This window comes from Delftia sp. WSY_22, assembly GCF_043104185.1.
Classification (GTDB): Bacteria; Pseudomonadota; Gammaproteobacteria; order Burkholderiales; family Burkholderiaceae_C; genus Comamonas; species Comamonas tsuruhatensis.
The window spans coordinates 14,448-37,062 of sequence record NZ_JBICKN010000020.1 but is presented as its reverse complement, the minus strand read 5'-3'; the positions used below and the strand labels follow the sequence as shown (position 1 = coordinate 37,062).

Annotated in this window: 19 protein-coding genes; 12 read left to right on the top strand and 7 right to left on the bottom strand. The window is 66.4% G+C overall.

Annotation, left to right across the window (positions count from 1 at the left end):
- Window positions 1-4: 4 nt before the first annotated feature.
- Entirely contained in the window at window positions 5-2,092 is a 2,088-nt protein-coding gene (locus ACF8NF_RS12565; RefSeq protein WP_392450672.1) for a protein kinase, read from the bottom strand.
- A gap of 615 nt (window positions 2,093-2,707) precedes the next feature.
- On the opposite strand from ACF8NF_RS12565, the gene ACF8NF_RS12560 reads away from it, so the two are divergent.
- From ACF8NF_RS12560 to ACF8NF_RS12540, 5 genes are all read left to right on the top strand, one after another.
- Entirely contained in the window at window positions 2,708-3,190 is a 483-nt protein-coding gene (locus ACF8NF_RS12560) for a type VI secretion system tube protein Hcp (protein ID WP_016446977.1), read from the top strand.
- 607 nt (window positions 3,191-3,797) lie between these two features.
- Window positions 3,798-4,010, top strand: a complete 213-nt coding sequence (locus ACF8NF_RS12555) for a hypothetical protein (RefSeq protein WP_126311363.1) — start codon at window positions 3,798-3,800, stop codon at window positions 4,008-4,010.
- Window positions 4,007-4,744 (top strand): GntR family transcriptional regulator, encoded by a 738-nt coding sequence (locus ACF8NF_RS12550; RefSeq protein ID WP_016453385.1) that lies wholly within the window; start codon window positions 4,007-4,009, stop codon window positions 4,742-4,744. The genes ACF8NF_RS12555 and ACF8NF_RS12550 overlap by 4 nt, the downstream gene beginning before the upstream one ends.
- Before the next feature lie 221 nt (window positions 4,745-4,965).
- A complete protein-coding gene (fliD, locus tag ACF8NF_RS12545; protein ID WP_017407064.1) occupies window positions 4,966-5,799 on the top strand; it encodes a flagellar filament capping protein FliD in 834 nt (277 codons plus the stop codon).
- Between the two features lie 38 nt (window positions 5,800-5,837).
- Window positions 5,838-7,598: a methyl-accepting chemotaxis protein gene (locus tag ACF8NF_RS12540; protein WP_392450671.1), complete on the top strand. Its 1,761-nt coding sequence runs from the start codon at window positions 5,838-5,840 to the stop codon at window positions 7,596-7,598.
- A gap of 11 nt (window positions 7,599-7,609) precedes the next feature.
- Here the strand turns inward: ACF8NF_RS12540 and ACF8NF_RS12535 are convergent, their stop codons facing one another.
- Both ACF8NF_RS12535 and ACF8NF_RS12530 read right to left on the bottom strand, forming a co-directional pair.
- Window positions 7,610-8,017 (bottom strand): hypothetical protein, encoded by a 408-nt coding sequence (locus ACF8NF_RS12535; RefSeq protein WP_016446973.1) that lies wholly within the window; start codon window positions 8,015-8,017, stop codon window positions 7,610-7,612.
- Window positions 8,018-8,124: 107 nt separating this feature from the next.
- A complete protein-coding gene (locus ACF8NF_RS12530) occupies window positions 8,125-8,514 on the bottom strand; it encodes a hypothetical protein (RefSeq protein ID WP_016446972.1) in 390 nt (129 codons plus the stop codon).
- 206 nt (window positions 8,515-8,720) lie between these two features.
- On the opposite strand from ACF8NF_RS12530, the gene ACF8NF_RS12525 reads away from it, so the two are divergent.
- Genes ACF8NF_RS12525 through ACF8NF_RS12510 form a run of 4 tightly spaced genes read left to right on the top strand, consistent with a single transcriptional unit; the run spans window position 8,721 to window position 14,870 of the window.
- Complete coding sequence (locus tag ACF8NF_RS12525; RefSeq protein WP_392450670.1) at window positions 8,721-12,224, top strand: response regulator; 3,504 nt, start codon at window positions 8,721-8,723, stop codon at window positions 12,222-12,224.
- Window positions 12,225-12,237: 13 nt separating this feature from the next.
- Complete coding sequence (locus ACF8NF_RS12520; protein ID WP_046241552.1) at window positions 12,238-13,077, top strand: protein-glutamate O-methyltransferase CheR; 840 nt, start codon at window positions 12,238-12,240, stop codon at window positions 13,075-13,077.
- Window positions 13,077-13,691, top strand: coding sequence for a chemotaxis protein CheB (locus ACF8NF_RS12515; RefSeq protein WP_016446969.1), 615 nt, complete (start codon window positions 13,077-13,079; stop codon window positions 13,689-13,691). Before ACF8NF_RS12520 ends, ACF8NF_RS12515 begins: the two co-directional genes overlap by 1 nt.
- A 48-nt stretch (window positions 13,692-13,739) precedes the next feature.
- Entirely contained in the window at window positions 13,740-14,870 is a 1,131-nt protein-coding gene (locus ACF8NF_RS12510) for a hybrid sensor histidine kinase/response regulator (protein WP_016446968.1), read from the top strand.
- Between the two features lie 45 nt (window positions 14,871-14,915).
- Here ACF8NF_RS12510 and ACF8NF_RS12505 read toward each other — a convergent pair whose 3' ends face one another.
- The 4 genes from ACF8NF_RS12505 to ACF8NF_RS12490 all read right to left on the bottom strand — a co-directional run bounded on the left by ACF8NF_RS12505 (window position 14,916) and on the right by ACF8NF_RS12490 (window position 20,086).
- Window positions 14,916-15,287, bottom strand: coding sequence for a response regulator (locus ACF8NF_RS12505; protein WP_016446967.1), 372 nt, complete (start codon window positions 15,285-15,287; stop codon window positions 14,916-14,918).
- Between the two features lie 185 nt (window positions 15,288-15,472).
- Window positions 15,473-16,282 carry a metallophosphoesterase gene (locus ACF8NF_RS12500; RefSeq protein ID WP_070080415.1) on the bottom strand — a complete coding sequence of 270 codons (810 nt, stop codon included), beginning with the start codon at window positions 16,280-16,282 and terminating at the stop codon, window positions 15,473-15,475.
- A 27-nt stretch (window positions 16,283-16,309) separates the two neighbouring features.
- Window positions 16,310-17,314 (bottom strand): diacylglycerol kinase family protein, encoded by a 1,005-nt coding sequence (locus ACF8NF_RS12495; protein WP_016446965.1) that lies wholly within the window; start codon window positions 17,312-17,314, stop codon window positions 16,310-16,312.
- Between the two features lie 123 nt (window positions 17,315-17,437).
- On the bottom strand, window positions 17,438-20,086 hold the full coding sequence (locus ACF8NF_RS12490) for an EAL domain-containing protein (RefSeq protein ID WP_126311357.1): 2,649 nt from the start codon (window positions 20,084-20,086) through the stop codon (window positions 17,438-17,440).
- 440 nt (window positions 20,087-20,526) lie between these two features.
- Here ACF8NF_RS12490 and ACF8NF_RS12485 point away from each other — a divergent pair, with 440 nt between their 5' ends.
- The 3 genes from ACF8NF_RS12485 to ACF8NF_RS12475 all read left to right on the top strand — a co-directional run bounded on the left by ACF8NF_RS12485 (window position 20,527) and on the right by ACF8NF_RS12475 (window position 22,492).
- Window positions 20,527-20,997: a YjfI family protein gene (locus tag ACF8NF_RS12485; RefSeq protein ID WP_227469518.1), complete on the top strand. Its 471-nt coding sequence runs from the start codon at window positions 20,527-20,529 to the stop codon at window positions 20,995-20,997.
- Between the two features lie 40 nt (window positions 20,998-21,037).
- Window positions 21,038-21,748 carry a PspA/IM30 family protein gene (locus ACF8NF_RS12480; RefSeq protein ID WP_043790677.1) on the top strand — a complete coding sequence of 237 codons (711 nt, stop codon included), beginning with the start codon at window positions 21,038-21,040 and terminating at the stop codon, window positions 21,746-21,748.
- A 75-nt stretch (window positions 21,749-21,823) separates the two neighbouring features.
- Window positions 21,824-22,492, top strand: a complete 669-nt coding sequence (locus ACF8NF_RS12475) for a hypothetical protein (protein WP_016446961.1) — start codon at window positions 21,824-21,826, stop codon at window positions 22,490-22,492.
- Window positions 22,493-22,615 lie beyond the last annotated feature (123 nt).

The window sequence follows — 22,615 nt, the reverse complement described above, 5'->3', positions numbered from 1 at the left end:
GCGCTCATTCGAAAAGATGGTTCACGGTCACCGACTCGCCCTTGGTGACCGTGATGGTCTTGGTCACCGTAGAGGCCGCACCCGGGTTGCTGATGTCGATGCGGTACTCGCCCTCCGGCAACTCCATCTGGGTCAGCGGCGGGCTGGTCCGCGCCGGGGCGCGGTTCACGGAGACATAGCCCCAGGGCACGACCCGGAACACCACCTTGCCCGTGGCCGCTGCGGGCTTGGCGGGGCGGGCTTCGGTCTTGGGCGGCTCGGTGGACAACGGCTCGGGCACCGCGGCCACCGTGACGGGGGCGACGGGCGCCCCTTGCTCGGGCTGGGAAGGGGGGAGTTCAGCCAGCGCGGTCTGCTCCGGCGGGGTCATCGGCTGCACCTGCTCCGTGGAGGCCAGCGAGGCCTCGTTGAGCAACTGCTTGAGCAGCGCCTGGGCCTCGGTGCGGTGCTGTCCTTCGGGGAAGCTGTCCAGGTAGTCCTGCAGGCGGGCCAGGCTGGACTGGCTTTGGGCCTGCTGCCAGGCCAGGCTGTCGCGCGCCGCCAGGGTCTTGGCACGGGCCTGGTCCTGGGAATGGTCGTACCACAGCACGCCGCCGCCCGCGATGGCCGCCAGCACCAGGGCGCCGATGGCCATCGGCACGGCCATGCTGCTGCGCCTGGCCTTGGGCACTGCCTGGACGGCAGCGGCCGGAGGCTGCACCCCTGCGGGCGCGCCCTGAACGGCGGGTGCGGAGGCGGGCTGTTGGGATGCAGGCGCCTGCGCCTGAACCGGGGGCTGCGCAGGCTGAGCGGGGGACAGTGCCTGGTCGATGTCGATGTACGGACCGTTGTCCAGGCCCATGGGATCGGCGGCAGATGCCTGAGGCGTCATCTGGGGCGCGGCTGCGGCTGCAGATGGCTGGACAGGGCCGCCTGTTGCCAAACCCCCAGGCGTGGTGGGAGCGGGCGGCACCGGTGCGACCGTGGCGACAGGAGGGACCGGTGCAACAGATGCAACAGGCTGGACCGCAGGCAAGGGCATGACCGTGGCCGCGGGCGCTGCCTGCGGCGCTGCTGCAGGAACGAAGATTTCCGTGATCGGCACGAAGCGCGGCGCCTGCACGGCTGCCGACTGGGTGGCCATGGCGGCCTGTACGGACGCAGGCGGCGTGATCGGGATGTAGATAGGGCTGGGCTCCCCCGGCGCAGGCGCTGCCCGGGCGTCGGTGGACAGGCCCAGCAGGCTGCGCAGCTCGGCAATGGATTGGGGGCGGTCCTTGGGGCGCACGGCCAGCGCCCGTTGCATGCCCTGCAGGAAAGCGTCGGAGTAGCCCGGGACCTGTTCGGAGGTCAGCGGCTGCATGGGATCGGTGACCATGCGCGCGACCGAGGTGGCCGGGATGCGGCCCGTGGCGGCCTGGTGGATCAGGGCGCCGACCTGGTAGATGTCGGTCCACGCGCCCTGGGGCATGGCGCCGTCGTCCACGTATTGCTCGATGGGCGCAAAACCGGGCTTGAGCACCATGGTCAGCGCCTGGGTCATGTCGCCGATGATGCGGCGCGCGGCGCCGAAATCCAGCAGCACGGGGCTGCCATCGCGCTGCACGAAGATGTTGTCCGGCGCGATGTCGCGGTGGAAGCAGTCTTGCGCATGCAGCACTTCCAGCACGTCCAGCAAGGGGATCAGCAGCGCGCTGAGCCCGGCCTGATCCATGCGGCCGGACGATGCCTTCAGCACCTGGCCCAGCGTCTGGCCCTCGTAGTGGCGCATCACCATGTAGGCCGTGCCGCCGGCTTCGAAGAAGCGGTAGACATGCACCAGGGTGGGGTGGGAGAAGCGCGCCAGCAGGCGGGCCTCGTTGATGAAGCTGCGCAGCCCGGCGTCGAAGGCGCCACGGTGCTGCGAGCGCACATGCACCTGATGGGAGCTTTGCCGTCCGGCCAGTGCCGAAGGCATGTACTCCTTGATCGCGACCTCGCGGTCCAGCGAGAGGTCACGGGCCTTGTAGACGATGCCGAAACCGCCTTCGCCGATGACATCGAGCACGCGGTATTCGCCAATCTGGACACCTGCCGGAAGGCAGTTGGTCGAACATGCTGCTTCGCTATCCATGCAATCCCACCCAAGATGTTGTTTCACACGCTGGCGGGCGAGGTCTGTCGCAGTGCCAGGGTGCCGAATCTGTTCGAGGCCATTGGACAAGCACAAAGCCGGCATCGCACCGGCAATCTGTCTATGCAACCGCTGGTTTTCCTCGATCAGCCAATTGTCTGAAGCCGGGGGCCAAAGACGAACGTCATGGACTCGTCATGAATACAAGATCGTATTTCAATCGGACTCCGAATGCGGCGTGAGTGTAGCTTGAGTTCTGCAAAAAGCCATGACACGTATCGAATGGATAAGCGATGGATACATTTTTTTTCAGATGTATCGGCCGTAACAATTCAGTCGGGCCAATTGTTTGTATTTTTCCGATCTTATCCACTATCATCGCGGCTCCAACAAAGGAGGGCGGTTCACGACAGTGAGGATTGCAGGCGATTGTCAATACATTCCTTGACCATCCAGGGTATGCGCCGCACTGATCTGAATCACATGTTCAGTGAATCGGTTTCGTGCGCTCTGCCCGGGAGTGGTTTTCCCCTTTGTTCGCGTGTGAACCATCCGATGCAGTCGGTCTATTGGGTTGCATGCGAACGTTTAATCCATTAATTCGAGAGGTGTGCAATGTCCGTTGATATGTTCATGAAGGTCGAGGGCGCCAGTGGCGAATCCCAGGATTCCAACCACAAGGGCTGGACCGACATCGACTCCTTCACCTGGGGCGCGACCCAGCCCAACACCATGGCCAGCGGCGGCGGTGCCGGCGCCGGCAAGGTGAGCTTCCATGACCTGAACGTCATCGCCAAGGTGGACAAGTGCTACCCCGCCGTGCTCAAGCACTGCGCCACGGGCAAGCACCTGGGCCAGGTCGACATCTCGCTGTGCAAGGCCGGTGGCTCGCAGATCGAGTTCACCAAGATCACCCTGACCGACGTCATGGTGACGAACGTGACCGTCAGCGGCGCCAACTCCTCTGACACCGTGACTGTCAACTACTCGTTCCAGGCTGCCAAGGTCAAGACCCAGTACTGGGAACAGACCAACCAGGGCGGCAAGGGCGCCGAGAGCCAGATGGGCTTCAACATCAAGGAAAACCGCGAAGCCTGAGTCTTCTTGCGCAGGCTTGCTGCTGCGGCAAACCCGCGTCGGATGCATCCGGCGTGGGTTTGCCGTGGATGCGCGGGAATATGGCCTCCATCCATCGATGGAGGCTTTCCAGTATGGAAAGCTGGAATCGAGCGGTGGATGGATATCGGGCAGGACGTGCCTTGTCTCTGCACGCGCAAGGCCGCTGCTAGCAGATTCACATGTCAGTTCCTTGACAGAAAGCCGCCTTCCATTCCTGTCAGAGGCTGAATGCCTCAATATCTTGCAATATTTAACAAATACACAAACCCATGGCCGCAGGCATGGGGAAATTGATGTGCTCGTTGCACCAGGTGTGTGCAGAAACTCTCTGGAAAAAATGGATTGGCGCAAATATGCGCAGGATTACCGCGAGTGGGTTCCTGTTGGTGTTGGTCCAGTCACTTTGAATGCCTGGTGCCGGGGGTTGCCAAACGCTATTGTGTGTACGGCCTTTGCGGCGGCAAGTCGCGGAGCATACACGAAGATCGGCCGTTGTCGAGGATATTCTTGTAGGTCCAATTATTAAAACGCAATTCGTTTCTTTAATAAATCCCACTGCCAACTTGTGTACAAGAAAGAGTACTAAATGCGTGAATGGACCATTGCCCATTGCCTGATCGCAAATCAGGCAATGGTATTGCTGCTGCGGTCGGCGTATACCCTGTCTTCGGCCATGCGCGAGTCCGGTGTCGAAGGCAAGGCCTGGCCCTTCTTCAGGGCTCCGGGCATGTCGTTGCCAGCCCCTGGCGGCGGCCAGCGGCAAGGCCTGCGTGCTCCAGCGGGCGTGGCAGTCGCATGAGCATCGCGGTTGTTTCCTCGCCGGTGTGCGAGACGCGCCAGGGGCCTGCGAGCAGCGCGCATTCGCTGGCTGCGCAGATCTACGCCTGCCTGAAGAACGACATCTTCGATTTCCGCCTGCTGCCTGGCGACCGTTTCAGCGAAGGCGAGATCGCCACGCGCATGCAGGTCAGCCGCACGCCCGTGCGCCAGGCGCTGTTCTGGTTGCAGCGCGATGGCTATGTGGATGTGCACTTCAAGAGCGGATGGCAGATCAAGGCCTTCGACTTCAAGTACTTCGAGGATCTGTACGAGGTGCGCACCCTGATGGAGACCAGCGCCGTGGCCAGCCTGGTGGGCGAATCGCTGCAGTCATTGCAGCCGCTGCGCGAAGTCTGGTGCGTGCCCGAGGAGCAGCGCGAGACCGACCCCGCCGTCGTGGCCTCGCTGGACGAGGCCTTCCATACCGGCCTGGTGGCCGCGACCGGCAACCAGGAGATGGCGCGCATCCACCTGGACATTACAGAGCGCATCCGCATCATCCGCCGCCTGGATGTGATCAAGCTGCCGCGCGTCTCGGCAACCTATGACGACCATGCCGCCATTCTTGCCGCCATCGAGGCCGGCGATGCCGCGCTGGCCCAGTCCTGCCTGAAGCAGCACATCGCCGACAGCCGTGCCGAGGTCAAGCGCATCACCTTCTACATGCTGCAGACGGCGCGCGAGCGCTACGGAGCCCTGCAGCAGACGGCCTGATGGTCGGGATGTGTGGAACGGGCCTCTTCGGAGGCCCTTTTTCATGGGCGCACGGGCCGCTGGGCGAAGGCGGGCGTGCATCCGGCCCGGCAAAGGCTGCAAGTCGCGGGTAAGCGGCCCGCTTATCCCTGCATTGCGGCGGCGGCGTCCCGGTAGTCTCCCTGCCAAACCGTGGACGGGCCCTGCGCCCGCACCATCCGCAAATTTACAGGGAAGAGAACATGAGCATCAGAACCGACAACCTGAATGTGCAAAGCCTGTTGGCCCGAGCCCAGTCCAGGCTCAACAGCAGCACCACGGCGCAGACGGCTTCGGACTCGGCCATCAAGAAGAGCGATGCGCAGGCCGGCGCCACGAAGACGGACAGCACCAAGACGGAGACCACCGAAGCGGAGAAAGTCCGCAAGCTGGCGCCTTCGCTGTCCAAGGCGCACGAGCGCATTGCAGCCCAGGCCCAGGCGGGCTCTACCTCGCTGTCGGCGCTGGGGCAGTTCAAGTCGTCCCTGGTGGATCTGGCCACGGCGGGCAAGGAGATGGCGGCCCTCACGGCGACCAGCACCACCCAGTCGGTCCAAGGTGCGCTGGAAAAGCTGGTGGCGCGCTACAACGCCAGCGCGGCCAAGGGCAATGCCAGCGCGGCCGCCGGCTCCACCACCGATGTGGGTGCCACCCGCGCGCTGCGCGAGCTGCGTGCGGCCATCATGAGTGTCACGGGCAGCGCGACTTCGCCCAGCCTGGCCAGGATCGGCATCGTCCAGCGCCAGGACGGCACGCTGGCGGTGGACGCCAAGGCCCTGGAAAAGTCCATGGCCACAGATCCCGCAGGCGTGACCTCGGCCCTGGCCGGCATTGGCAAGGCGGTGGAAAACAGCGCCAACGATGCACTGTCCACGGGCAGCCGCCTGAGTTCGTCCATGGCAAGCCTGGGCGACCGGGTCAAGGCGCTGCAGCAGCAGCAAAGCGCCGTGGTGGCGACGGCCGAGAAGCTCGGCGATTCCCTGGTCGGCTCGGCCAACTGGAATCGCATGGTGCTGGACGCCTACCTCAAGAACTAGTTTTCGCCGCGTTCCGTCCCGCATCCTGTTTCCCCATCATGAAAAATCTGCGCATAGGCCTTCGTCTCGGAGGCGGTTTCACCATTCTTTTGCTGATCATGCTGCTCATCAGTGTCACCAGCATCGTCAGCATGGGGCACATGGCCCGCTCGACCACGGAAATCACCGAGGTGGCCCTGGCCAAGGAGCGGATGATCAGCGACTGGTTCCGCAACATCCACTCGGGTTCGCGCCGCACCACGGCCATTGCCAAGAGCAGCGATCCCTCGCTGGCCACCTTCTTCGCCGAAGACGCAGCCGAGTCCTCGCGCCAGTCCAGCAAGCTGCAGGACCGCATCGAGCCGCTGCTGCAGACCCAGGAGGAAAAGGACATCTGGGTCGAGATCAAGAAGGCGCGCGCCGGCTATCTGGCGGGCCGCGACGTGGTGACCAAGGCCAAGGCCGAGGGCCGCGCCGAAGACGCCGAGCGTCTGTTCACCCAGCAATACCAGCCCGCCACGCAGCGCTATATCGACATGGTCCAGCGCCTGCTGGACATGCAGCGCGCGGCCATCGACAGCTCCGCCGCCGATGTGCTGGTGCGCTTCTCGGCCAGCCGAGCCGCCATCATCACGGTGGTCTCGCTGGCCTTCGTGCTGGGCGCGCTGGCCGCCTGGTGGATCACGCGCGGCATCACTAGGCCGCTGGCCGAGGCCCTGCGCGTGGCGCGCACCGTGGCCAACAACGACCTGACCAGCCGCATCACCGTTGATTCGCGCGACGAAACCGGCCAGTTGCTGCAGGCGCTGCGCCAGATGAACGACAACCTGGCCCAGGTCGTGGGGCAGGTGCGCTCGGGTGCCGACAGCATTGCCACGGCTTCGGGCGAGATCGACGTGGGCAACCAGGACCTGTCCTCGCGCACCGAGCAGCAGGCCAGCTCGCTGGAGCAGACGGCCGCTGCCATGGAGGAGCTGACCAGCACGGTCAAGCAGAACGCAGAGAACGCGCGCCAGGCCAATCAGCTGGCCGCTTCGGCGTCGCAGACAGCCGTGCAGGGCGGCAAGGTGGTGGCGGGCGTGGTGGACACCATGGGCGGCATCAGCGAGTCCAGCCGCAAGATTGCCGACATCATCGGCGTGATCGACTCCATTGCCTTCCAGACCAACATCCTGGCGCTGAACGCCGCCGTGGAAGCGGCGCGTGCCGGCGAGCAGGGCCGCGGCTTTGCCGTGGTGGCCGGTGAGGTGCGCGCGCTGGCGCAGCGCAGCGCCTCGGCGGCCAAGGACATCAAGGACCTGATTGCCGACTCGGTCTCCAAGGTGGAGGCGGGCACGCGTCAGGTGGCCGAGGCCGGACGCACCATGGACGGCATCGTGCAAAGCGTGCAACAGGTCAGCGACCTGGTGGCCGAGATCACCGCCGCCAGCCAGGAGCAAAGCAGCGGCATCAACCAGGTGCACCAGGCGATTTCCCAGATGGACACGGTGACACAGCAGAATGCGGCGCTGGTCGAAGAGGCGGCCGCTGCAACCGGCTCGCTCAAATCCCAGGTGCACCAGCTGGCCGCTGCAGTGAGCGTATTCCGTATCGAGGGCGCGGCGTCTGCTCGTCCGGCGGTGGCCCCAGCCCCGGCCCCTGCCGGGTGTGCACAGCCTGCGGCAGCGCAGATGCGCGCTCCTGCCAGGCCGCTGGCCGCGCCTGCGGCTGCTGCGTCCCCGGGCGCACCCGCCGCCAAGCCTGCAGCCGCCAAGCTGCCGGCCTCCCGGCAGTCCGTGCCCGCCACTGGCAAGGACGATGGGGACTGGACCTCGTTCTGAGCCCGGCCAGGTTACTTGGGGGCGCCCAGTTCGTACTTGGAGCCCTCTCCCTGGCCGTCGGTGATGGCGGCGGCCTGGCCAGCGGCCGGGTTCACGCCGCCTGCATCTTCCTTGTTGGTGGCACCTGACCCGCTTGCCGGTTCAGACGCCCGGGCGGGCAGCGGCGCGGCAGCCGGCAACGGCTCATGCGGGTCGCCCTTGGCATGGGGCATGACCTGCTCGGCCGTGATCACGGGCTGGCCCAGCAGGGGCTTGTCCGGTGGCGGCTGGTTGAAGCGCGGCACTTCGGCCATGGGAAATCCCGCGCGCTGCGACGAGGTCTCGCCCGAGCAGGCGGCCAGCGTCAGCAAAGAGCTTGCGGCGACGCCCAGGGCCAGCCGTCTGGCAAGTGTCGTGGTATGCACAAATTCATGGGGCATGGTTGTTCTCCGGTGGTCTATCTTCCGGCCGACATGCTCCCACGCGCCCAGGGCTGGTGGCGTAGGTCCATGCCGGATTCCCGGTCGCCGACCACCGCAATCCTTGCTCAGGGCTGGCTGCCGCTGGCCTTCCACGATCCGTCGGGCTGCTTGCAGAACCAGAAGCGCCAGTTTTCCGAGGTCTTTTTCAGGCGCACATCGGCCGACAGCAGGCGGCAGCTTCCGGCCGTCCCGGTCTGCACGGTCTGCTGCGGCTGCAAGGCCAACGTCACGCGCTGGTTGGTTCGGTTCGGGCCGCTGGTCCATTCGGTCACGGAGCCGTCGGCGGCCTCGTTGAGCACCTTGGCCACGGCGGCCTTGGCATCGGGCAGGTCCCTGGCGGGAATGCGCGCGGCGATGGTGTCGTTGAGGAAGATCGAAGCCGCAGCGCTGGCGCTGGTGGACACCAGCGAAGCGGCAGCGGCCAGCGATGCGACGGTGATGGCAAAGGTTTTCATGCAATGGGTCCTGGAAAGTGGGCCGACGCCCGCAGCGGGGTGTCGGAAGGAAAGTATCGGGCCATGTTAACGGCTGCAATGGCGCCTGCGGGCGTCGCGCGTCGCCGAAACCAGCGCAAGCTGCGCCACAGTGCTGCCGAGGGCTGCGCAAAACGTTTACAGTCCTTGGCGGATTCCCCGTCCCTTCCTGCCAGAAACTCCACTGCATGCCACGATCCTCCCGCAATCAGAGCACCCAGCGCTTTGCCATTCCATGGACACTTGTTGCCGGCTTTGGCGCGGCGGCACTGGCCACCCTGGTCATTGCCTTCGTCAATTTCAGGGCGTCTGAGACGCGAGGCCAGGCCGTGGTGGCCATGGACCGCACGACACTGGCCATGCGCCAGCTCAGCCAGCTCAATGCTTCGCTCAAGGACGCTGAGACCGGGCAGCGCGGTTTTCTGCTCACGGGCGACCCGGCCTACCTGCAGCCCTACCAGCAGGCACGCGATGTGCTGATGCAGCAGCTGGAGGCGCTCAAGGCGCGCACTTTCAATGACTCCGACCAGCACCGGCTGCTGGCGCAGATCGAGGAGATATCGGCCCAGAAGCTGCGCGAGCTGCAGGAGACCATAGACCTGCGCAAGTCCGGCGATCTGGACGCCGCCATGGCCCTGGTGCGCCTGGACGTGGGCAAGAACGCCATGGACCGGCTGCGCGAGCTGATCGACGACCTCTACACGCACCAGACACGGGAGCTGGCCCAGCGTCGCCAGCTGTGGGTGGAGGCATCCACCACCTCGACCTACTATTCCTGGGGCGGCTCCCTCATCCTGCTGGGCCTGATCCTGGCATCGGCCGCGCTGACGGTGCGCGAGTACCGCGTCAAGGCCCGCCAGTCGTGGGTGACGTCCGGTCTTTCCGGCCTGGGGCAGCAGTTGCAGGGAGACCACCGGCTGGAAGACCTGGGCCAGAAGGCGCTGGAGTACCTGGCCAACTATTTGCGTGCCGATGTGGGCGCCGGCTATGTGGTGGACTGCGCCGATGGCGGGTTGCGCCTGTTCGGCGGCTATGCCCTGCCGCGCGAGCGACTGCAGCAAAAGCTGCTGCCCGGCGAGGGGCTGGCGGGCCAGGCGGCCGCGTCGCGCAAGCTGCTGCATGTCAGCGATGTGCCTGCCCAGCATTTGCAGATTTCCTCGGGCACCGGCCAGTCCAGCCCCTTGCAACTGATGCTGGTGCCCGCCATGGAAAACGGCGAAGTGTTCGCCGTGATCGAACTGGGCTTTCTGCGCCCCGTGGGCGAAGCCGAGCGCAGCCTGCTGGAGCGCGCCTCCGAATCGCTGGCCGTGGCCATTCGCTCGGGCCTGGACCGTTCGCGCCTGGAGACCTTGCTGGAGGAGACGCGCCGCCAGTCGGAAGAGCTGCAAGCCCAGCAGGAAGAGCTGCGCGTGAGCAACGAGGAGCTGGAGCAGCAAAGCCGCATCCTGCAGGAGTCGCAGACCCAGATGGAGCACCAGCAGACCGAGCTGGAGCAGACCAATGCCCACCTGGAAGAGCAGACCCAGCAGCTGGAGTACCAGCGCGAGCAGTTGCTGCGCGCCCAGGGCGCGCTGACCGACAAGGCCCGCGAGCTGGAGCTGGCCAGCCAGTACAAGAGCGAGTTCCTGGCCAATATGAGCCACGAACTGCGCACGCCGCTGAACTCCACCCTGATCCTGGCCAAGCTGCTGGCCGACAACAGGCCGGGCAATCTGCAGGCCGAGCAGATCAAGTACGCGCAGACCATCCACGCCGCAGGCAGCGACCTGCTGGCGCTGATCAACGACATCCTGGACCTGTCCAAGATCGAGGCCGGCCAGGTCACCGTGGTCGCCGAGCCCGTGACCATTGCCACGGCGCTGCAGACGCTGATGGAGCCGCTGCGCCCGATTGCCCGCGAAAAGGGCCTGGAGCTGACCTGGACGGTGGACCCGGGCGTGCCCGCCACCATGCAGACCGATCCCATGCGGCTGGCCCAGGTGCTCAAGAACCTGTTGTCCAACGCGCTCAAGTTCACGGCCAAGGGCTCGGTGGGCCTGCAGGTGTCCTGCGCGCCCCAGGGCATGCTGTCTTTCGCGGTGCGCGATACCGGCATCGGCATTGCCGAGCAGCAGCAGCAATTCATCTTCGATGCCTTCCGCCAGGCCGATGGCAGCACGCACCGCAAGTTCGGCGGCACGGGCCTGGGCCTGTCGATATCGCGTGATCTGGCGGGGCTGCTGGGCGGCACGCTGACCGTCTCCAGCACGCCTGGCCAGGGCAGCGTTTTCACACTGACCGTGCCCGTGAGCCTGGAGTCGGCCGAGTCCGGCCCGGCCACGGCCGCGACTGCCGCACCGCAGCCTCAGCCGCAGGGGCTGCGAGAGGCCTTGGCAGCGTCGTCCGTGCCCGTGCTCGCAACGGCCAACGTTGCGCCCGCCGCACCTGCGTTCGCGCCGCCCATGTCGCCTGCCATGGCACCTGCCGCGTCGGCGGCAACGGACGCCCTGCGCAAGAGGGGTCAGAGCGGGCGCCGCATCCTCGTGATCGAGGATGACCTGCGCTTCGCGGACATCCTGTCGGAGCTGGCACGCGAGATGGATTTCGAGTGCGACGTGGCCAATACGGCGTCCGACGGCCTGTCCATGGCGGCCGACAATCAGCCCAACGCCATCGTGCTCGATATCAACCTGCCCGATTTCTCGGGCCTGGGCGTGCTGGACCAGCTCAAGCGCAACCCGGCCACGCGCCACATTCCCGTGCACGTGGTCTCGGTCGCGGACTATTCGCAGGAAGCCATGGGGCGGGGTGCCGTCGGCTACGCGCTCAAGCCCGTCAAGCGCGAGGAACTGGTCCACGCCCTGCAGCGGCTGGAGGCCAAGTTCACCCAGGACCTGCGCCGCGTGCTGGTGGTGGAGGATGACGAGCGCCAGCGCGAGAGCGTGCGCCACCTGCTCAGCCGCAGCGATGTGGACATCGTCTGCGCGGGCACGGCGGCCGCCGCGCTGGATCATCTGCGCGGCTCCACATTCGACTGCATGGTGATGGACCTGAACCTGCCTGACATCAGCGGCTACGAGCTGCTGCAGCGCATGACGGACCAGGACGATGTTTCCTTCCCGCCTGTCATCGTCTACACGGGCCGGGCGCTGTCGCGCGATGAAGAGCAGCAGCTGCGGCGCTTTTCCAAGTCCATCATCATCAAGGACGCGCGCTCGCCCGAGCGCCTGCTCGACGAGGTCACGCTGTTCCTGCACCAGGTGGAGTCGGAGCTGTCGGCCGAGCACCGCCAGATGCTGCAGGTCGCGCGCAGCCGCGAGTCTGCGCTGGAAGGGCGCACGGTGCTGGTGGTGGAAGACGATGTGCGCAACGTGTTTGCGCTGTCCAGCATCCTGGAGCCCACGGGCATCCGCGTGGAGATCGCGCGCAACGGGCGCGAGGCGCTGGAGGCGCTGGAGTCTCGCGGCGCGGCGCAGGCCGGTATCGACCTGGTGCTGATGGACATCATGATGCCCGAGATGGATGGCTACACCGCCATGCGCGAGATCCGCAACCGGCCGCAATGGCGCCGCCTGCCCATCATCGCCCTGACCGCCAAGGCCATGAAGGACGACCAGGAGAAATGCCTGGCCGCCGGTGCCAACGACTACATCGCCAAACCGCTGGACGTGGAAAAGCTGCTGTCGCTGGTGCGGGTGTGGATGCCCAAGTAGCAAGGAGGACGCGATGCCTCAGCTGAAAAAAGCCCGCACCGCCGACATCGAGCAGCGCCTGCTGATCGACGCCATCTACCACCGCTACCACTACGACTTCCGGGGCTATGCCCAGGCCTCGCTCAAGCGGCGCCTGCAGACGGCCCTGGTGCAGTTCGGCTGCCAGACGCTGTCGCAGCTGCAGGACCGCGTATTGCATGATGCAAGCGTGTTCCCGGCGTTGCTGGAATACCTCACGGTCCAGGTCAGCGACATGTTCCGCGACCCGAGCTATTTCCGGGCGCTGCGCACCGAGGTGGTGCCGCTGCTGCGCACCTATCCCTCGCTCAAGGTCTGGGTGGCCGGTTGCAGTGCGGGCGAGGAGGTGTATTCGCTGGCCATCCTGCTGGAGGAGGAGGGCCTGCTGGACCGCACCCTGATCTATGCCACCGACATCAATCCGCATGCGCTGCGCGCGGCCGAGCAGGGCGTGTTCGACATGTCGCGCGTGGCGGCCTTCACCGACAACCATGCGCGCTCGGGCGGGCACAGCTCGCTGTCGCACTACTACACGGCGCGCTACGGCCGCGTGGTCTTCGACAAGGGGCTGCGCGAGCACATGGTGTTCTCCGACCACAGCCTGGCCACCGACAGCGTGTTCGCCGAAATGCACCTGGTGTCCTGCCGCAACGTGCTGATCTATTTCGAGCGCGAGCTGCAGGACCGGGCGCTGGGCCTGTTCCGCGAAGCGCTGTGCCATCGCGGATTCCTGGGGCTGGGCTCCAAGGAGTCGCTGCGGTTTTCAGGGCATTCGGAGGCCTTCGAGGACTTCGTGCTCGAGGACCGCATCTACCGCAAGAAGGCCGGGCTGTGATGCCCGTGACCACGAACACACCCGCCTCCGACGCCGCCACAGCCTACGAGGCCATCGTGATCGGCGGCTCGGCCGGCGCGCTCGACGCGCTATCGGTGGTGCTGCCCGCGCTGCCGGCCAGCCTGCGCGCCTCGGTGCTGGTGGTGCTGCACCTGCCGCGCGATCGCCGCAGCCTGCTGGCCCAGCTCTTCGGCCCGCGCTGCGCCGTGCCGGTGCGCGAGGTGCAGGACCAGCAATGGATCGAGCCTGGGTGCCTGTACTTCGCCCCGGCCGACTATCACCTGCTGGTGGACAGCGGCCCCCGGCTGGCGCTGTCGCTGGATGCGCCCTGGCATTTTTCGCGGCCCTCCATCGACGTGCTGTTCGAGTCCGCTGCGGATTGCTATGGCGAGCGGCTGCTGGCGGTGCTGCTGTCCGGCGCCAATGACGACGGCGCGCAGGGCATGGCCAGCGTGCACGCCGCCGGTGGCCTGGCCGTGGTGCAGGCGCCCGACGGCGCCCGCATGCCCACCATGCCGCTGGCGGCGCTGGCCCGCGTGCCGCAGGCCCAGGCGCTGGCGCCCGAAGGCATTGCCTCCCTCATTGCATCGCTGCACCGCCAGGGAAGGCTTTGAATGTCCAGCCGGCACGCCCCCACAAGACTAAATACCGAGAGAGAATCCATGCCCCATACAGATCGCGTCAAATGCTTGATCGTCGATGACATCGCCGAGAACCTGATCGCCATCGAGGCGCTGCTGCAACGCGACGGCATCGAATTCCTCAAGGCCCAGTCCGGCCCCGAGGCGCTGGAGCTGCTGCTCAACCACAGCGACGTGGCCCTGGCCCTGCTGGATGTGCAGATGCCCGAGATGAACGGTTTCGAGCTGGCCGAGCTGATCCGCGGCAGCGAGCGCACGCGCCATATCCCGCTCATCTTCATGACGGCCGGCTCGCGCGAGCACAACTGGCAGTTCCGTGGCTATGAGAGCGGCGCCGTGGACTTCCTGTACAAGCCCATTGATCCCCACATGCTGACCACCAAGGCCAATGTGTTCTTCGAGCTGCACCAGCGCAAGCAGGCACTGGCCCATCAGCTGCAGGAACGCACTGAGGCGCTGCGCATCAACGAGATGTTCATGGCCGTGCTCAGCCACGACCTGCGCACGCCGCTGCAATCCATCAAGGCCGCCGCCACGTTGCTCACGCGCCAGCCCGATACGGGCAAGGTGGCCAGCATGGCCGAGCGCATGCTCAGCAGCAGCCAGCGCATGTCGCGCATGATCGAGGACCTGCTGGACGTCACCCGCATCCGCCAGGCGGAAGGCCTGCCGCTGTCACCGCGGCCTACCAGCTTGCAAGCGCTGCTGCAGCGCACGCTGCAGGAAGTGGAGACGGGTTTTCCGCAGCGGCGCCTGGACAGCGAGATGCTGGGCAATCTCGATGGCACCTGGGATGGCGAACGCCTGTGCCAGGTGCTCACCAATCTGGTGGGCAACGCCATGCACCATGGCGATCCGGCGCAGCCTGTGCAGGTGACGGCCGATGGCAGGCAGGACCATTGCGTGGTCATCACGGTGCGCAACGGCGGCACCATTCCTGCGGAGCTGATGCCCACCCTGTTCAACCCGTTTCGCGGAGGAGAGCGCAAGCCGGGCCAGCACCAGGGCCTGGGCCTGGGGCTTTTCATCGCGCACCAGATCGTGCGTTCGCACAACGGGCGCATCGATGTGCACTCCGCCGATGGCGTGACCAGCTTCAGGGTGGAGTTGCCGCGCGAGATGGCAGCGGGAGGCTCCAAGGCCGTGCTGTGACGGCGGGAGCCGATGGACCGGCAGGCCGGTCTCGGGAAAATGGGCTCAGTGGACGGGCCTGGTGTGCAGCGCTTCCTGTATGGAGTCCAGCAGCGTTTCCAGGTCCTCGATCTCGAAGGGCTTGAGCAAGGTCCGCACCTGGGGACCCCAGGCGGCCGGGTAGGGCCCCAGATCGTAGCCGGAGCACAGGATGATCCAGCGCTGCGCATCGGCCTGCAGCAGCTGCCGCGCCAGATCGGTGCCGGACAGGCCCGGCAGACTGACATCGGAGACCACCACGTCGAAAGGCTGGCCCGCATCCAGTTCCAGGGCCTGCTCGGCAGTGGCGCAACTGGTCACGAAACGGGATTCGCTCTCCATCAGCAGGCCAATGGTTTCTCGCAGGTCGGCATTGTCTTCAACGTACAGGATTCGCATATCTCTTTGTTGCAGTGCGTCATGCTGCTATCAAAAAGGCAGCATGGACGAGGGCTGATCATCCACACCCGCCGCCTTCCATCACGTAGGACAGCATGCAAACTTGGTCGACGGTTGCCTTCTGTGCGTGCCAGGCGATGGATTGTGCAATACAAAGGCAAGTCCCACGAACGGCCTGTGCGATCTCAAGTCCGGACAGTGGGCAGGGGATCCAGCACATGCCTTTGCACGGGCAGGAATTCACCGGCCTGCCGCGAATAGTCCCAGCGCGTGAGCTGCCGGCGCCAGTCCTGGCCTGTGGCGCCATCCCGATGCTCCAGGGTGAACAGGCTGTTGGGCGCATGGGCGCGCAGCCGCACCGAGACCGCGGTGCCCGCCTGCGCTGCCCACAGCCCGGGCAGGGGCTGGACCAGGCCGGGGTCATGCCCATGGCCCGAGAGCACCAGTTGCGCTCCGGCATCGCGCCAGCGGGCCAGGGCCTGCGCGGCGCGGTGAGGACGGTGGCTGCGGTCCTCTTCGTGGGCCGCAGCCAGCGGGTGGTGGCTGACGACGATGCGCCAGTCGGCGGGGCTGGCCTGCTCCAGGCGCTGCGCCACGTGCAGGATCTGCCCGGCCGACAGGCTGCCGCGCTGGTGGCGCCACCAGCGTGTGGTGTCCACGCCGATCACGCAAAAGCCTGGCACGGCGCACCAGGGCTGCAGTTCGGAATCGATCCAGCGCACATAGCGGTCGTGGGCGTGGCCACCCAGCCGTTCCCACCAGGCGAGCAGCGGCAGGTCGTGGTTGCCGGGCACCACCAGTCGCCGGGGCACGGAAAGGCTGTCGAGAAACTCCCGCGCCTGGGCAAATTGCGCGGCCGTGGCGCGCTGGGTCAGGTCGCCGGAGACCACCAGCAGCGTTACCGGCAGCCGGGCCGCCAGTCTGGCCACGGCGGCGCATACGGCCTGATCGTGGGCGCCGAAATGCAGGTCCGACAAATGCATGAGCAAGGCCATGGGCGCTCCTTGTTCCTCATTCGGCGGTCAGGAGGAGGCGGGCTCTGCCGGGGCAGGCACCACCAGCCACAGCGGCTTCTCGCCCAGGCGAAAGCGGATGGGCGGTGCCATCCATTCGCGTTCGCCATCGAAGGCCACCTTCATGCGGCGAGGACGCCGTCCTGCTGGCTCCGCCACCAGCTCGGTACAGGCCAGGCTGGCGACGGCATCGTCCTGGGCCAGCCGTCCCATCACCGCATTCCAGACCACGCGCGCCGGGGCCTCGCTGGCCTGGGGCAGCAGCAGCACGGCGGCCAGATGCCGGCCATCGGCCACGGCGCGGGCCTCGTCAATCCCCACGCGCTCCAGCTGCAGTGGGTTGTTGCCGACGAACAGGGTGGTGGCCAGGTGCTCCTGTTGCTGCAACGGCGCATCCCGGTCGGGGCGCAGGGCCACGCGCCAGCGGCGCACGCTGCCGCCGCGCAGGATGCTCCAGATGGAGGCGGCTATGGCCACCAGCCGGGTGCGGCCGAAGCGGGTGGACGCGCGTTCGCGTTCGTCGAGCAGGCGGGGGTACAGGCCCAGGCTGGCGTTCACCAGGAAAAGCCGTTCGTTGACCAGGCCCACGTTCACGGCCCGCATCTGGCCGGCCTGCAACGCCTGGAGAATGTCCTGCACGGCCTGGGCCGGCTCCAGTGACAGCGCCTGCTCGCGGGCGAAGTAGTTGAAGGTGCCCAGCGGCACCACGCCCATGGGCACGCCACGCGACCAGGCGGCCGAGGCCACGGCATTGATGGTGCCGTCACCGCCGGCGGCCACGACCAGGCCGCCGTCCCTGCGGGCACTGTCCACGGCGCTGGCGGCCAACTGCACGATGTCGGCCCTTGCGCCCGGCACATGCCAATGCACGCTGCGCTGCTGCAGCGCCGGCACGCCGGTCAGGCGGGCGCGCAGCTGCTCCAGGTCGGCGCCGGGGCGCAGCGGCACGATCAGGTGGATGGGGCCGGCGGGATCAAGCCTGGGCGGCTGGTTGTCGCAAGATGAGGGCGTCATGGAAGGAAGCGGGCTGGAACAGGCGCCGATTGTTCCGTGGATGGCACCTGCCGGTGCACCGGATCATGCAAGCGGTGCGCGTCAGCCAAAGCCGACAGTCTGCGGGCTGCTGACTGTACCTGTTCACTCGCGCCAGGGGGCGCGGTAGTCCAGCATCTGCGCCAGCGGCACGGGCCGCTCGAACAGATAGCCCTGCGCATGCTCGCAGCCGAGCTCGTGCAGCAGCTGCGCCTGGGCCTGTTCTTCCACACCTTCGGCGACCACCTTGACGCCAAAGCCCTGGGCAATGCGCAGCACGGCGGTCACGATAGCCTTGTCGGACTCGGAAGCCGGCAGCTGGCCCACAAAGCTCTGGTCGATCTTGATGCAGTCAAAGCGCAGGCGGCTCAGGTAGGCCAGGGACGAGTAGCCGGTGCCGAAGTCGTCGATGGCGATCTTCACGCCCAGCGCGCGGATGGCGGCAATGCGCTGCAGCGTGGCGTCGCTGTCGTCCAGCAGCATGGACTCCGTCAGCTCCAGGGTCAGCACCCGGGCGGGCAGGCCGCTGGTGGCCAGCGCCTGCTCCAGCGTGCAGGCGAAGTCGGACTGGATCAGCTCGCGCGCCGACATGTTGACGTGCAGCTCGAAGTCGGCCGGCAGGTGTGCAAGGTGCAGGGCAATATCGTGCGCCGCCGTGCGCAGCACCCATTCGCCGACGCTCAGGATCAGGTCCGACTCCTCGGCCACCGGGATGAACACGCCCGGCGGCACCCTGCCGCGCGTCGGGCTTTCCCAGCGCACCAGGGCCTCGGCACCCACCATGCGGCCCGTGGCCAGATCCACCACGGGCTGGTAGAAAACGCGCAGTTCGTTGCGCTCCAGCGCCTGGCGCAATTCCATGGCCAATTGGGTGCGGCCCAGCATTTTCTGCGCCAGGCTGGGCTCGAACAGCAGGAAGGGGTGCGAGCCGCGCTGCGCCTCACCCAGCGCAATGCTGGCGTTGCGCAGCCACTCGGGCAGCGCGCCCGGCAGCAGCTCGCCGCTGACGGCGCCCGCGCAGGCGCGCAGCACGATGTCGTCCTTGCCCACTGAAAATGGCTGGTCGAAGATCTCCAGCAGATGGCGGCATTTGTCCTGTACCTGCAGCGGCGTGCACTCGTGCAGCCACAGCACGGCGAATTCATTGCTGGCCGTGCGCGCCAGCAGGGCCGGAAATTGCAGATGGTGGTTGAGCAGCCGCTCGGCCACGGCCCGCAGCAACTGCTCGCCCGTGCCATGGCCCACATCGTCGCGCACGCTGCGGAAGTTCTGCAGCTCCAGCAGGCACAGCGCGGCAGGGACGGGCGCGCCGGCGTTGGCGGCCGCGTCGGCCCGCTCGATCAGGCCGGCGCGCGTGAGCAGCTGCGTCAGGCTGTCGTACTGCAGCAGGGTGCGCATGTGCTCGAAGGATTCCTGCAGCCGCTGCGCCATGTTGTGGAATGCCGAGACCAGGGACGAGGTTTCCACCACGGACGTGTCCGGCAGCGCCTTCACCGCGCTCCAGTCACCCTGGGCCAGGCGGTTGGCCGCGTCGGCCGCCACGGCCAGGGGGCGCAGCGCCCTGCGCAGGCACCACAGGCCCAGCGCCAGCCCCAGCAAGGCCAGGCCGACAGCCAGGAAAAGGGTCTGGCGGCTGTCCTCCCGCATGCTGCTGACCAGATCGGACTCGGGCTGCAGCACCAGGATCCGCCAGTCGATGCCGCGCACATCGTGGAAGGGGGTGACCTGCCCGTGGTAGATCTGGCCCTGCTCCGTGAAGCTCAGGTTGATGACACGGTCAGGGCCTGTCCGGGCTGGCGTCGAGCCCTCGCGCGCATGCCCGGGCAGGTGCTCGGGAAGCCGGGCTGCCAGCGAGCGCAGCGCCAGGTCGGGGCTTTCGGACAGGCGCAGGCGCACGGGCGGGTCATAGGGGCCTTCGCGGCGTTTCAGTACCGACAGCTCGGAGGAGTGCGCCACCATGTAGCCCTGCGCATCGACCACGGCGATATGGCCATTGCCGCGCAGGGGCTCGTCGCGCAGAAAGCGGTTCATGCTGCTCAGCCGCACATCGGCGGCCAGCACGCCGGCCAACTGGCCGGACACACGCACCGCAGTGGCTGCGGAAATCGTGGCATCACCCCGGTCCCCCGTCACCGTGTAGATGGGCGACCAGTGCGGGCCGTCTTCGCGAATGGCGGGCTGGTACCAGGGACGCACGCGGGGGTCGTAGCCGGCAAGGCTGGACATGGGCGGGCCCGGCTGCAGTCCCTCGAAAATCTGCAAGGTTCCCTGGGTGCTGCGGTCCTGAAGAATCAGGCGGTAGTGGCCATCGGGCTCCAGCCGCACCCCCGTGTATTCGCCTTGCACGCCTCCAAAGCTCAACAGGCTGATCTGGTGGTGCTGGGCATAGAGCTCGGTGAATGAGCGTGTCAGATAGCCATAGATGGGCCGCAGGTCTCCGGGGGTGTAAAGCGCCTGCCGGGCCACGGTCTCGGCCAGGGCCTGCTGCACGCGCAGCGGAGTCTCCAGATAGTCGGCCAATTGGTGGCGCGTGGTGGTGGACAGGGAGTCGAGCAGCCGCAGGCTTTCGCGATTGATGAGCTGGTCCACCTGGCGCTGCTGCCAAGCCGCCAATAGCCCGGCCGTGACCACAAACACCGCAATGAAGGGGGCCGTGACTGCCGTGCGAAGTGAGAGCCGAAAGGCGGGCATGCAGAGGTTTCCGTAGCGTGCGCCGGGCAGCCAAGGGCCGGGTCTGCCTGCGACAGCGGCCATTGTGCAGTGCCTCGGCAGCCTTTCGCGGCAGCTGTCGCCCCTGTGCAGGAGCTCTCCCGTGGGTGATAGGAAAAATTGTCGATAAATGATTTTCAGTAGAAAAAATGAATACTGAACGGGCATTTGCAGCAACGCAAAGGCATGGTCAGTGCGTCTGCAATGCCTTCCATTGCGGCACTCCTTTTACATATCCGTTTACAAATTGATCTTCATTACATGTAGACATCACATGTAATGGTCGCTATGGTGTCCGCATGGAACAAAAGACATCAGCCCACTACCAGCGTCTGCACCGGCAACGGCTGCGCGAGCAGGGGCTGGTGAAAAAGGAGGTCTGGATTCTTCCAGAGTACGGTGCTGCATTGCAGCAATTGGAAAAGCAAATGCGCGTGTCCGGCTTGCAACCGGATTCAATGGTTCTCATCCACAAGGAGGGCAGCATGGACAACAGCAGACAGGCATATCGGGATATTCACGCCTTGGCGGGCGATCTGCAGCAATCAACGCTGGTGCAGGGCGGCCGGCTCCATATCGAGGTGCTTGAAGGCGCGGACGCCAGTCTGCTCATCAGCCTGCCCGAATTCGGCGATCTGCCGGTCCACGTGGCCCTGTCGGGCGACCAGCTCGTGGTGGAGGCCTTTCTCTGGCCCGCCGACCAGGTGCACGACCGCGCCGGCCTCAACGAGCAGATGCTGCGCCTGCAAAAGCTGTTTCCCTTCACCACCATGGCGCTGGAACCCCAGGCCCATGGCGGCGAGGGCTATGTGATGTTCGCCGCCCTGCATGCCAGCAGCAGCGAGGGCGACATCATTTCCGAAATCCTCACCCTGGCCGACAGCGTCATCCAGGCCACCGAGGCGCTGGCCCACTATCTGACCCCTGCGCCGGTGCCCGCGCCAGTGCAGGCCTGAAGCCTGCCCGTTGAAGACACTGAGCCCCAAGGAGATCATCATGACCATCTGGAACAAGCTGGTGACCGCGTTGCGCGGCGCAGCGCACGAGGCCGGCGAGGCGGTGACCGACAGCCAGGCCCTGCGCATCCTGGACCAGGAAATCCGCGATGCCGACAGCGACCTGAACAAGTCCAAGGAAGCGCTGGCCGACATCATGGCCAAGCAAAAGCTGGCGGCCGGCAAGTTCAAGCAGACCCAGGAACGCATTGCCGAGTACGAGGGCTATGCCGTCAAGGCGCTGGACACCAGTGACGAGGCGCTGGCGCTGGAAGTGGCCGGCAAGGTCTCCGTGCTGGAGACGCAGCGCGACGAGGAGCAATCCCAGCTGGATGCCTACACGCAAAGCGTGGAGCAGCTGCGCGTGGCCATACAGACGGCGCAAACGCATATCAAGCGCCTCAAGCAGCAGGCCGACACCGTCAAGGCCACGGAAAGCGTGCAGCGCGCCCAGGCCACGGTGGCCGGCCGCTATGCAGGATCGCAGACTCGCGTGCAAAGCGCGCTGGATTCGCTGGAACGCATCAAGCAAAAGCAGGCCGAGCGCGGTGCGCGCATGGAAAGCGCGGCCGAGCTGGCGCGCGACAGCAGCGAAGACGCGCTGGATGCCAAGCTGCGTGCCGCCGGCATCACGCCCCAGGCGGGCAATGCGCAATCGGTGCTGGAACGCCTGAAGGCGCAGCGCGCAGCCGCTGGCGGAAAAAGCGCTTGATGCGCGGCCGTGGTCCGGGCAGGCCGCGTCGTGCCCGCCGTCCTGGCTGCCGGGTTTGAAGGGAGGAGATAAAACATGTCTGCATTCCTGCAATACGCGTTCGGCTTTCCGACCTTCATCTTCGGCGCCTTGCTGCTGTTCATGCTGCTGTACTGGCTGATCGCCATGCTGGGCCTGCTGGAGGTGGACTCGCTGGACCACTGGGTGCTGTTCGACGGCAGCGACCATGCGCACGGCGTGGAGCACTCGGCCAGCGCGCTGGCCGGGCTGCTGCTCAAGGTGGGCCTGGGCGGCATTCCGCTCACGGTCATCCTCACCGCGCTGTTCCTGCTGTCCTGGCTGGCTTCCTATGTGCTGTGCCATTTCGTGCCCATGCCCCAGGGCTGGACCCTGGTGAACCTGCTGACCGGCACCTTGGTGGCCGTGGCGGCTGCCGTGCTGGGCTTTGCCGCCACGGTGCTGGTGCTGCGCCCGCTGCGGGGCATCGTCAACAAGGTGGCGCCTGCAGAGGAGCCCAAGGTGCTGCTGGGCCGCACCGGCCTGGTGCGCAGCGCCGTGGTGGACGGCACGCAGGGCTACGGCAGCGTGGAGGACGGCGGCGCCGGCCTGAACGTGCAGATGCGCTCGCCCGAGCGCGCACTGGGCCGGGGCACCGAGATCGTGCTCATCGAGCACCTGCCCGAGCACAACGCCTGGCGCGTGGTCAGCAAGGCCGAGTTCGACGGCACCGAGCTGCCGCGCTAGCTCCAGGAATTTCCAGGAATTCCTTCCTATTCGTTCCCATTGATTCCCATTGGCCCGGGCGCCCGTGCGGCGGGCGCGGCCTTTGCGTTTTTCAGCGTTTTCACAGATAGCAATTCACAGGGG

Bases quoted from the DNA above. Each gene is read 5' to 3' on its own strand.
- ACF8NF_RS12565 (WP_392450672.1), bottom strand. From the start codon at position 2,092: ATGGATAGCGAAGCAGCATGTTCGACCAACTGCCTTCCGGCAGGTGTC.
- ACF8NF_RS12560 (WP_016446977.1), top strand. From the start codon at position 2,708: ATGTCCGTTGATATGTTCATGAAGGTCGAGGGCGCCAGTGGCGAATCC.
- ACF8NF_RS12555 (WP_126311363.1), top strand. From the start codon at position 3,798: ATGCGTGAATGGACCATTGCCCATTGCCTGATCGCAAATCAGGCAATG.
- ACF8NF_RS12550 (WP_016453385.1), top strand. From the start codon at position 4,007: ATGAGCATCGCGGTTGTTTCCTCGCCGGTGTGCGAGACGCGCCAGGGG.
- fliD (WP_017407064.1), top strand. From the start codon at position 4,966: ATGAGCATCAGAACCGACAACCTGAATGTGCAAAGCCTGTTGGCCCGA.
- ACF8NF_RS12540 (WP_392450671.1), top strand. From the start codon at position 5,838: ATGAAAAATCTGCGCATAGGCCTTCGTCTCGGAGGCGGTTTCACCATT.
- ACF8NF_RS12535 (WP_016446973.1), bottom strand. From the start codon at position 8,017: ATGCCCCATGAATTTGTGCATACCACGACACTTGCCAGACGGCTGGCC.
- ACF8NF_RS12530 (WP_016446972.1), bottom strand. From the start codon at position 8,514: ATGAAAACCTTTGCCATCACCGTCGCATCGCTGGCCGCTGCCGCTTCG.
- ACF8NF_RS12525 (WP_392450670.1), top strand. From the start codon at position 8,721: ATGCCACGATCCTCCCGCAATCAGAGCACCCAGCGCTTTGCCATTCCA.
- ACF8NF_RS12520 (WP_046241552.1), top strand. From the start codon at position 12,238: ATGCCTCAGCTGAAAAAAGCCCGCACCGCCGACATCGAGCAGCGCCTG.
- ACF8NF_RS12515 (WP_016446969.1), top strand. From the start codon at position 13,077: ATGCCCGTGACCACGAACACACCCGCCTCCGACGCCGCCACAGCCTAC.
- ACF8NF_RS12510 (WP_016446968.1), top strand. From the start codon at position 13,740: ATGCCCCATACAGATCGCGTCAAATGCTTGATCGTCGATGACATCGCC.
- ACF8NF_RS12505 (WP_016446967.1), bottom strand. From the start codon at position 15,287: ATGCGAATCCTGTACGTTGAAGACAATGCCGACCTGCGAGAAACCATT.
- ACF8NF_RS12500 (WP_070080415.1), bottom strand. From the start codon at position 16,282: ATGGCCTTGCTCATGCATTTGTCGGACCTGCATTTCGGCGCCCACGAT.
- ACF8NF_RS12495 (WP_016446965.1), bottom strand. From the start codon at position 17,314: ATGACGCCCTCATCTTGCGACAACCAGCCGCCCAGGCTTGATCCCGCC.
- ACF8NF_RS12490 (WP_126311357.1), bottom strand. From the start codon at position 20,086: ATGGCCGCTGTCGCAGGCAGACCCGGCCCTTGGCTGCCCGGCGCACGC.
- ACF8NF_RS12485 (WP_227469518.1), top strand. From the start codon at position 20,527: ATGGACAACAGCAGACAGGCATATCGGGATATTCACGCCTTGGCGGGC.
- ACF8NF_RS12480 (WP_043790677.1), top strand. From the start codon at position 21,038: ATGACCATCTGGAACAAGCTGGTGACCGCGTTGCGCGGCGCAGCGCAC.
- ACF8NF_RS12475 (WP_016446961.1), top strand. From the start codon at position 21,824: ATGTCTGCATTCCTGCAATACGCGTTCGGCTTTCCGACCTTCATCTTC.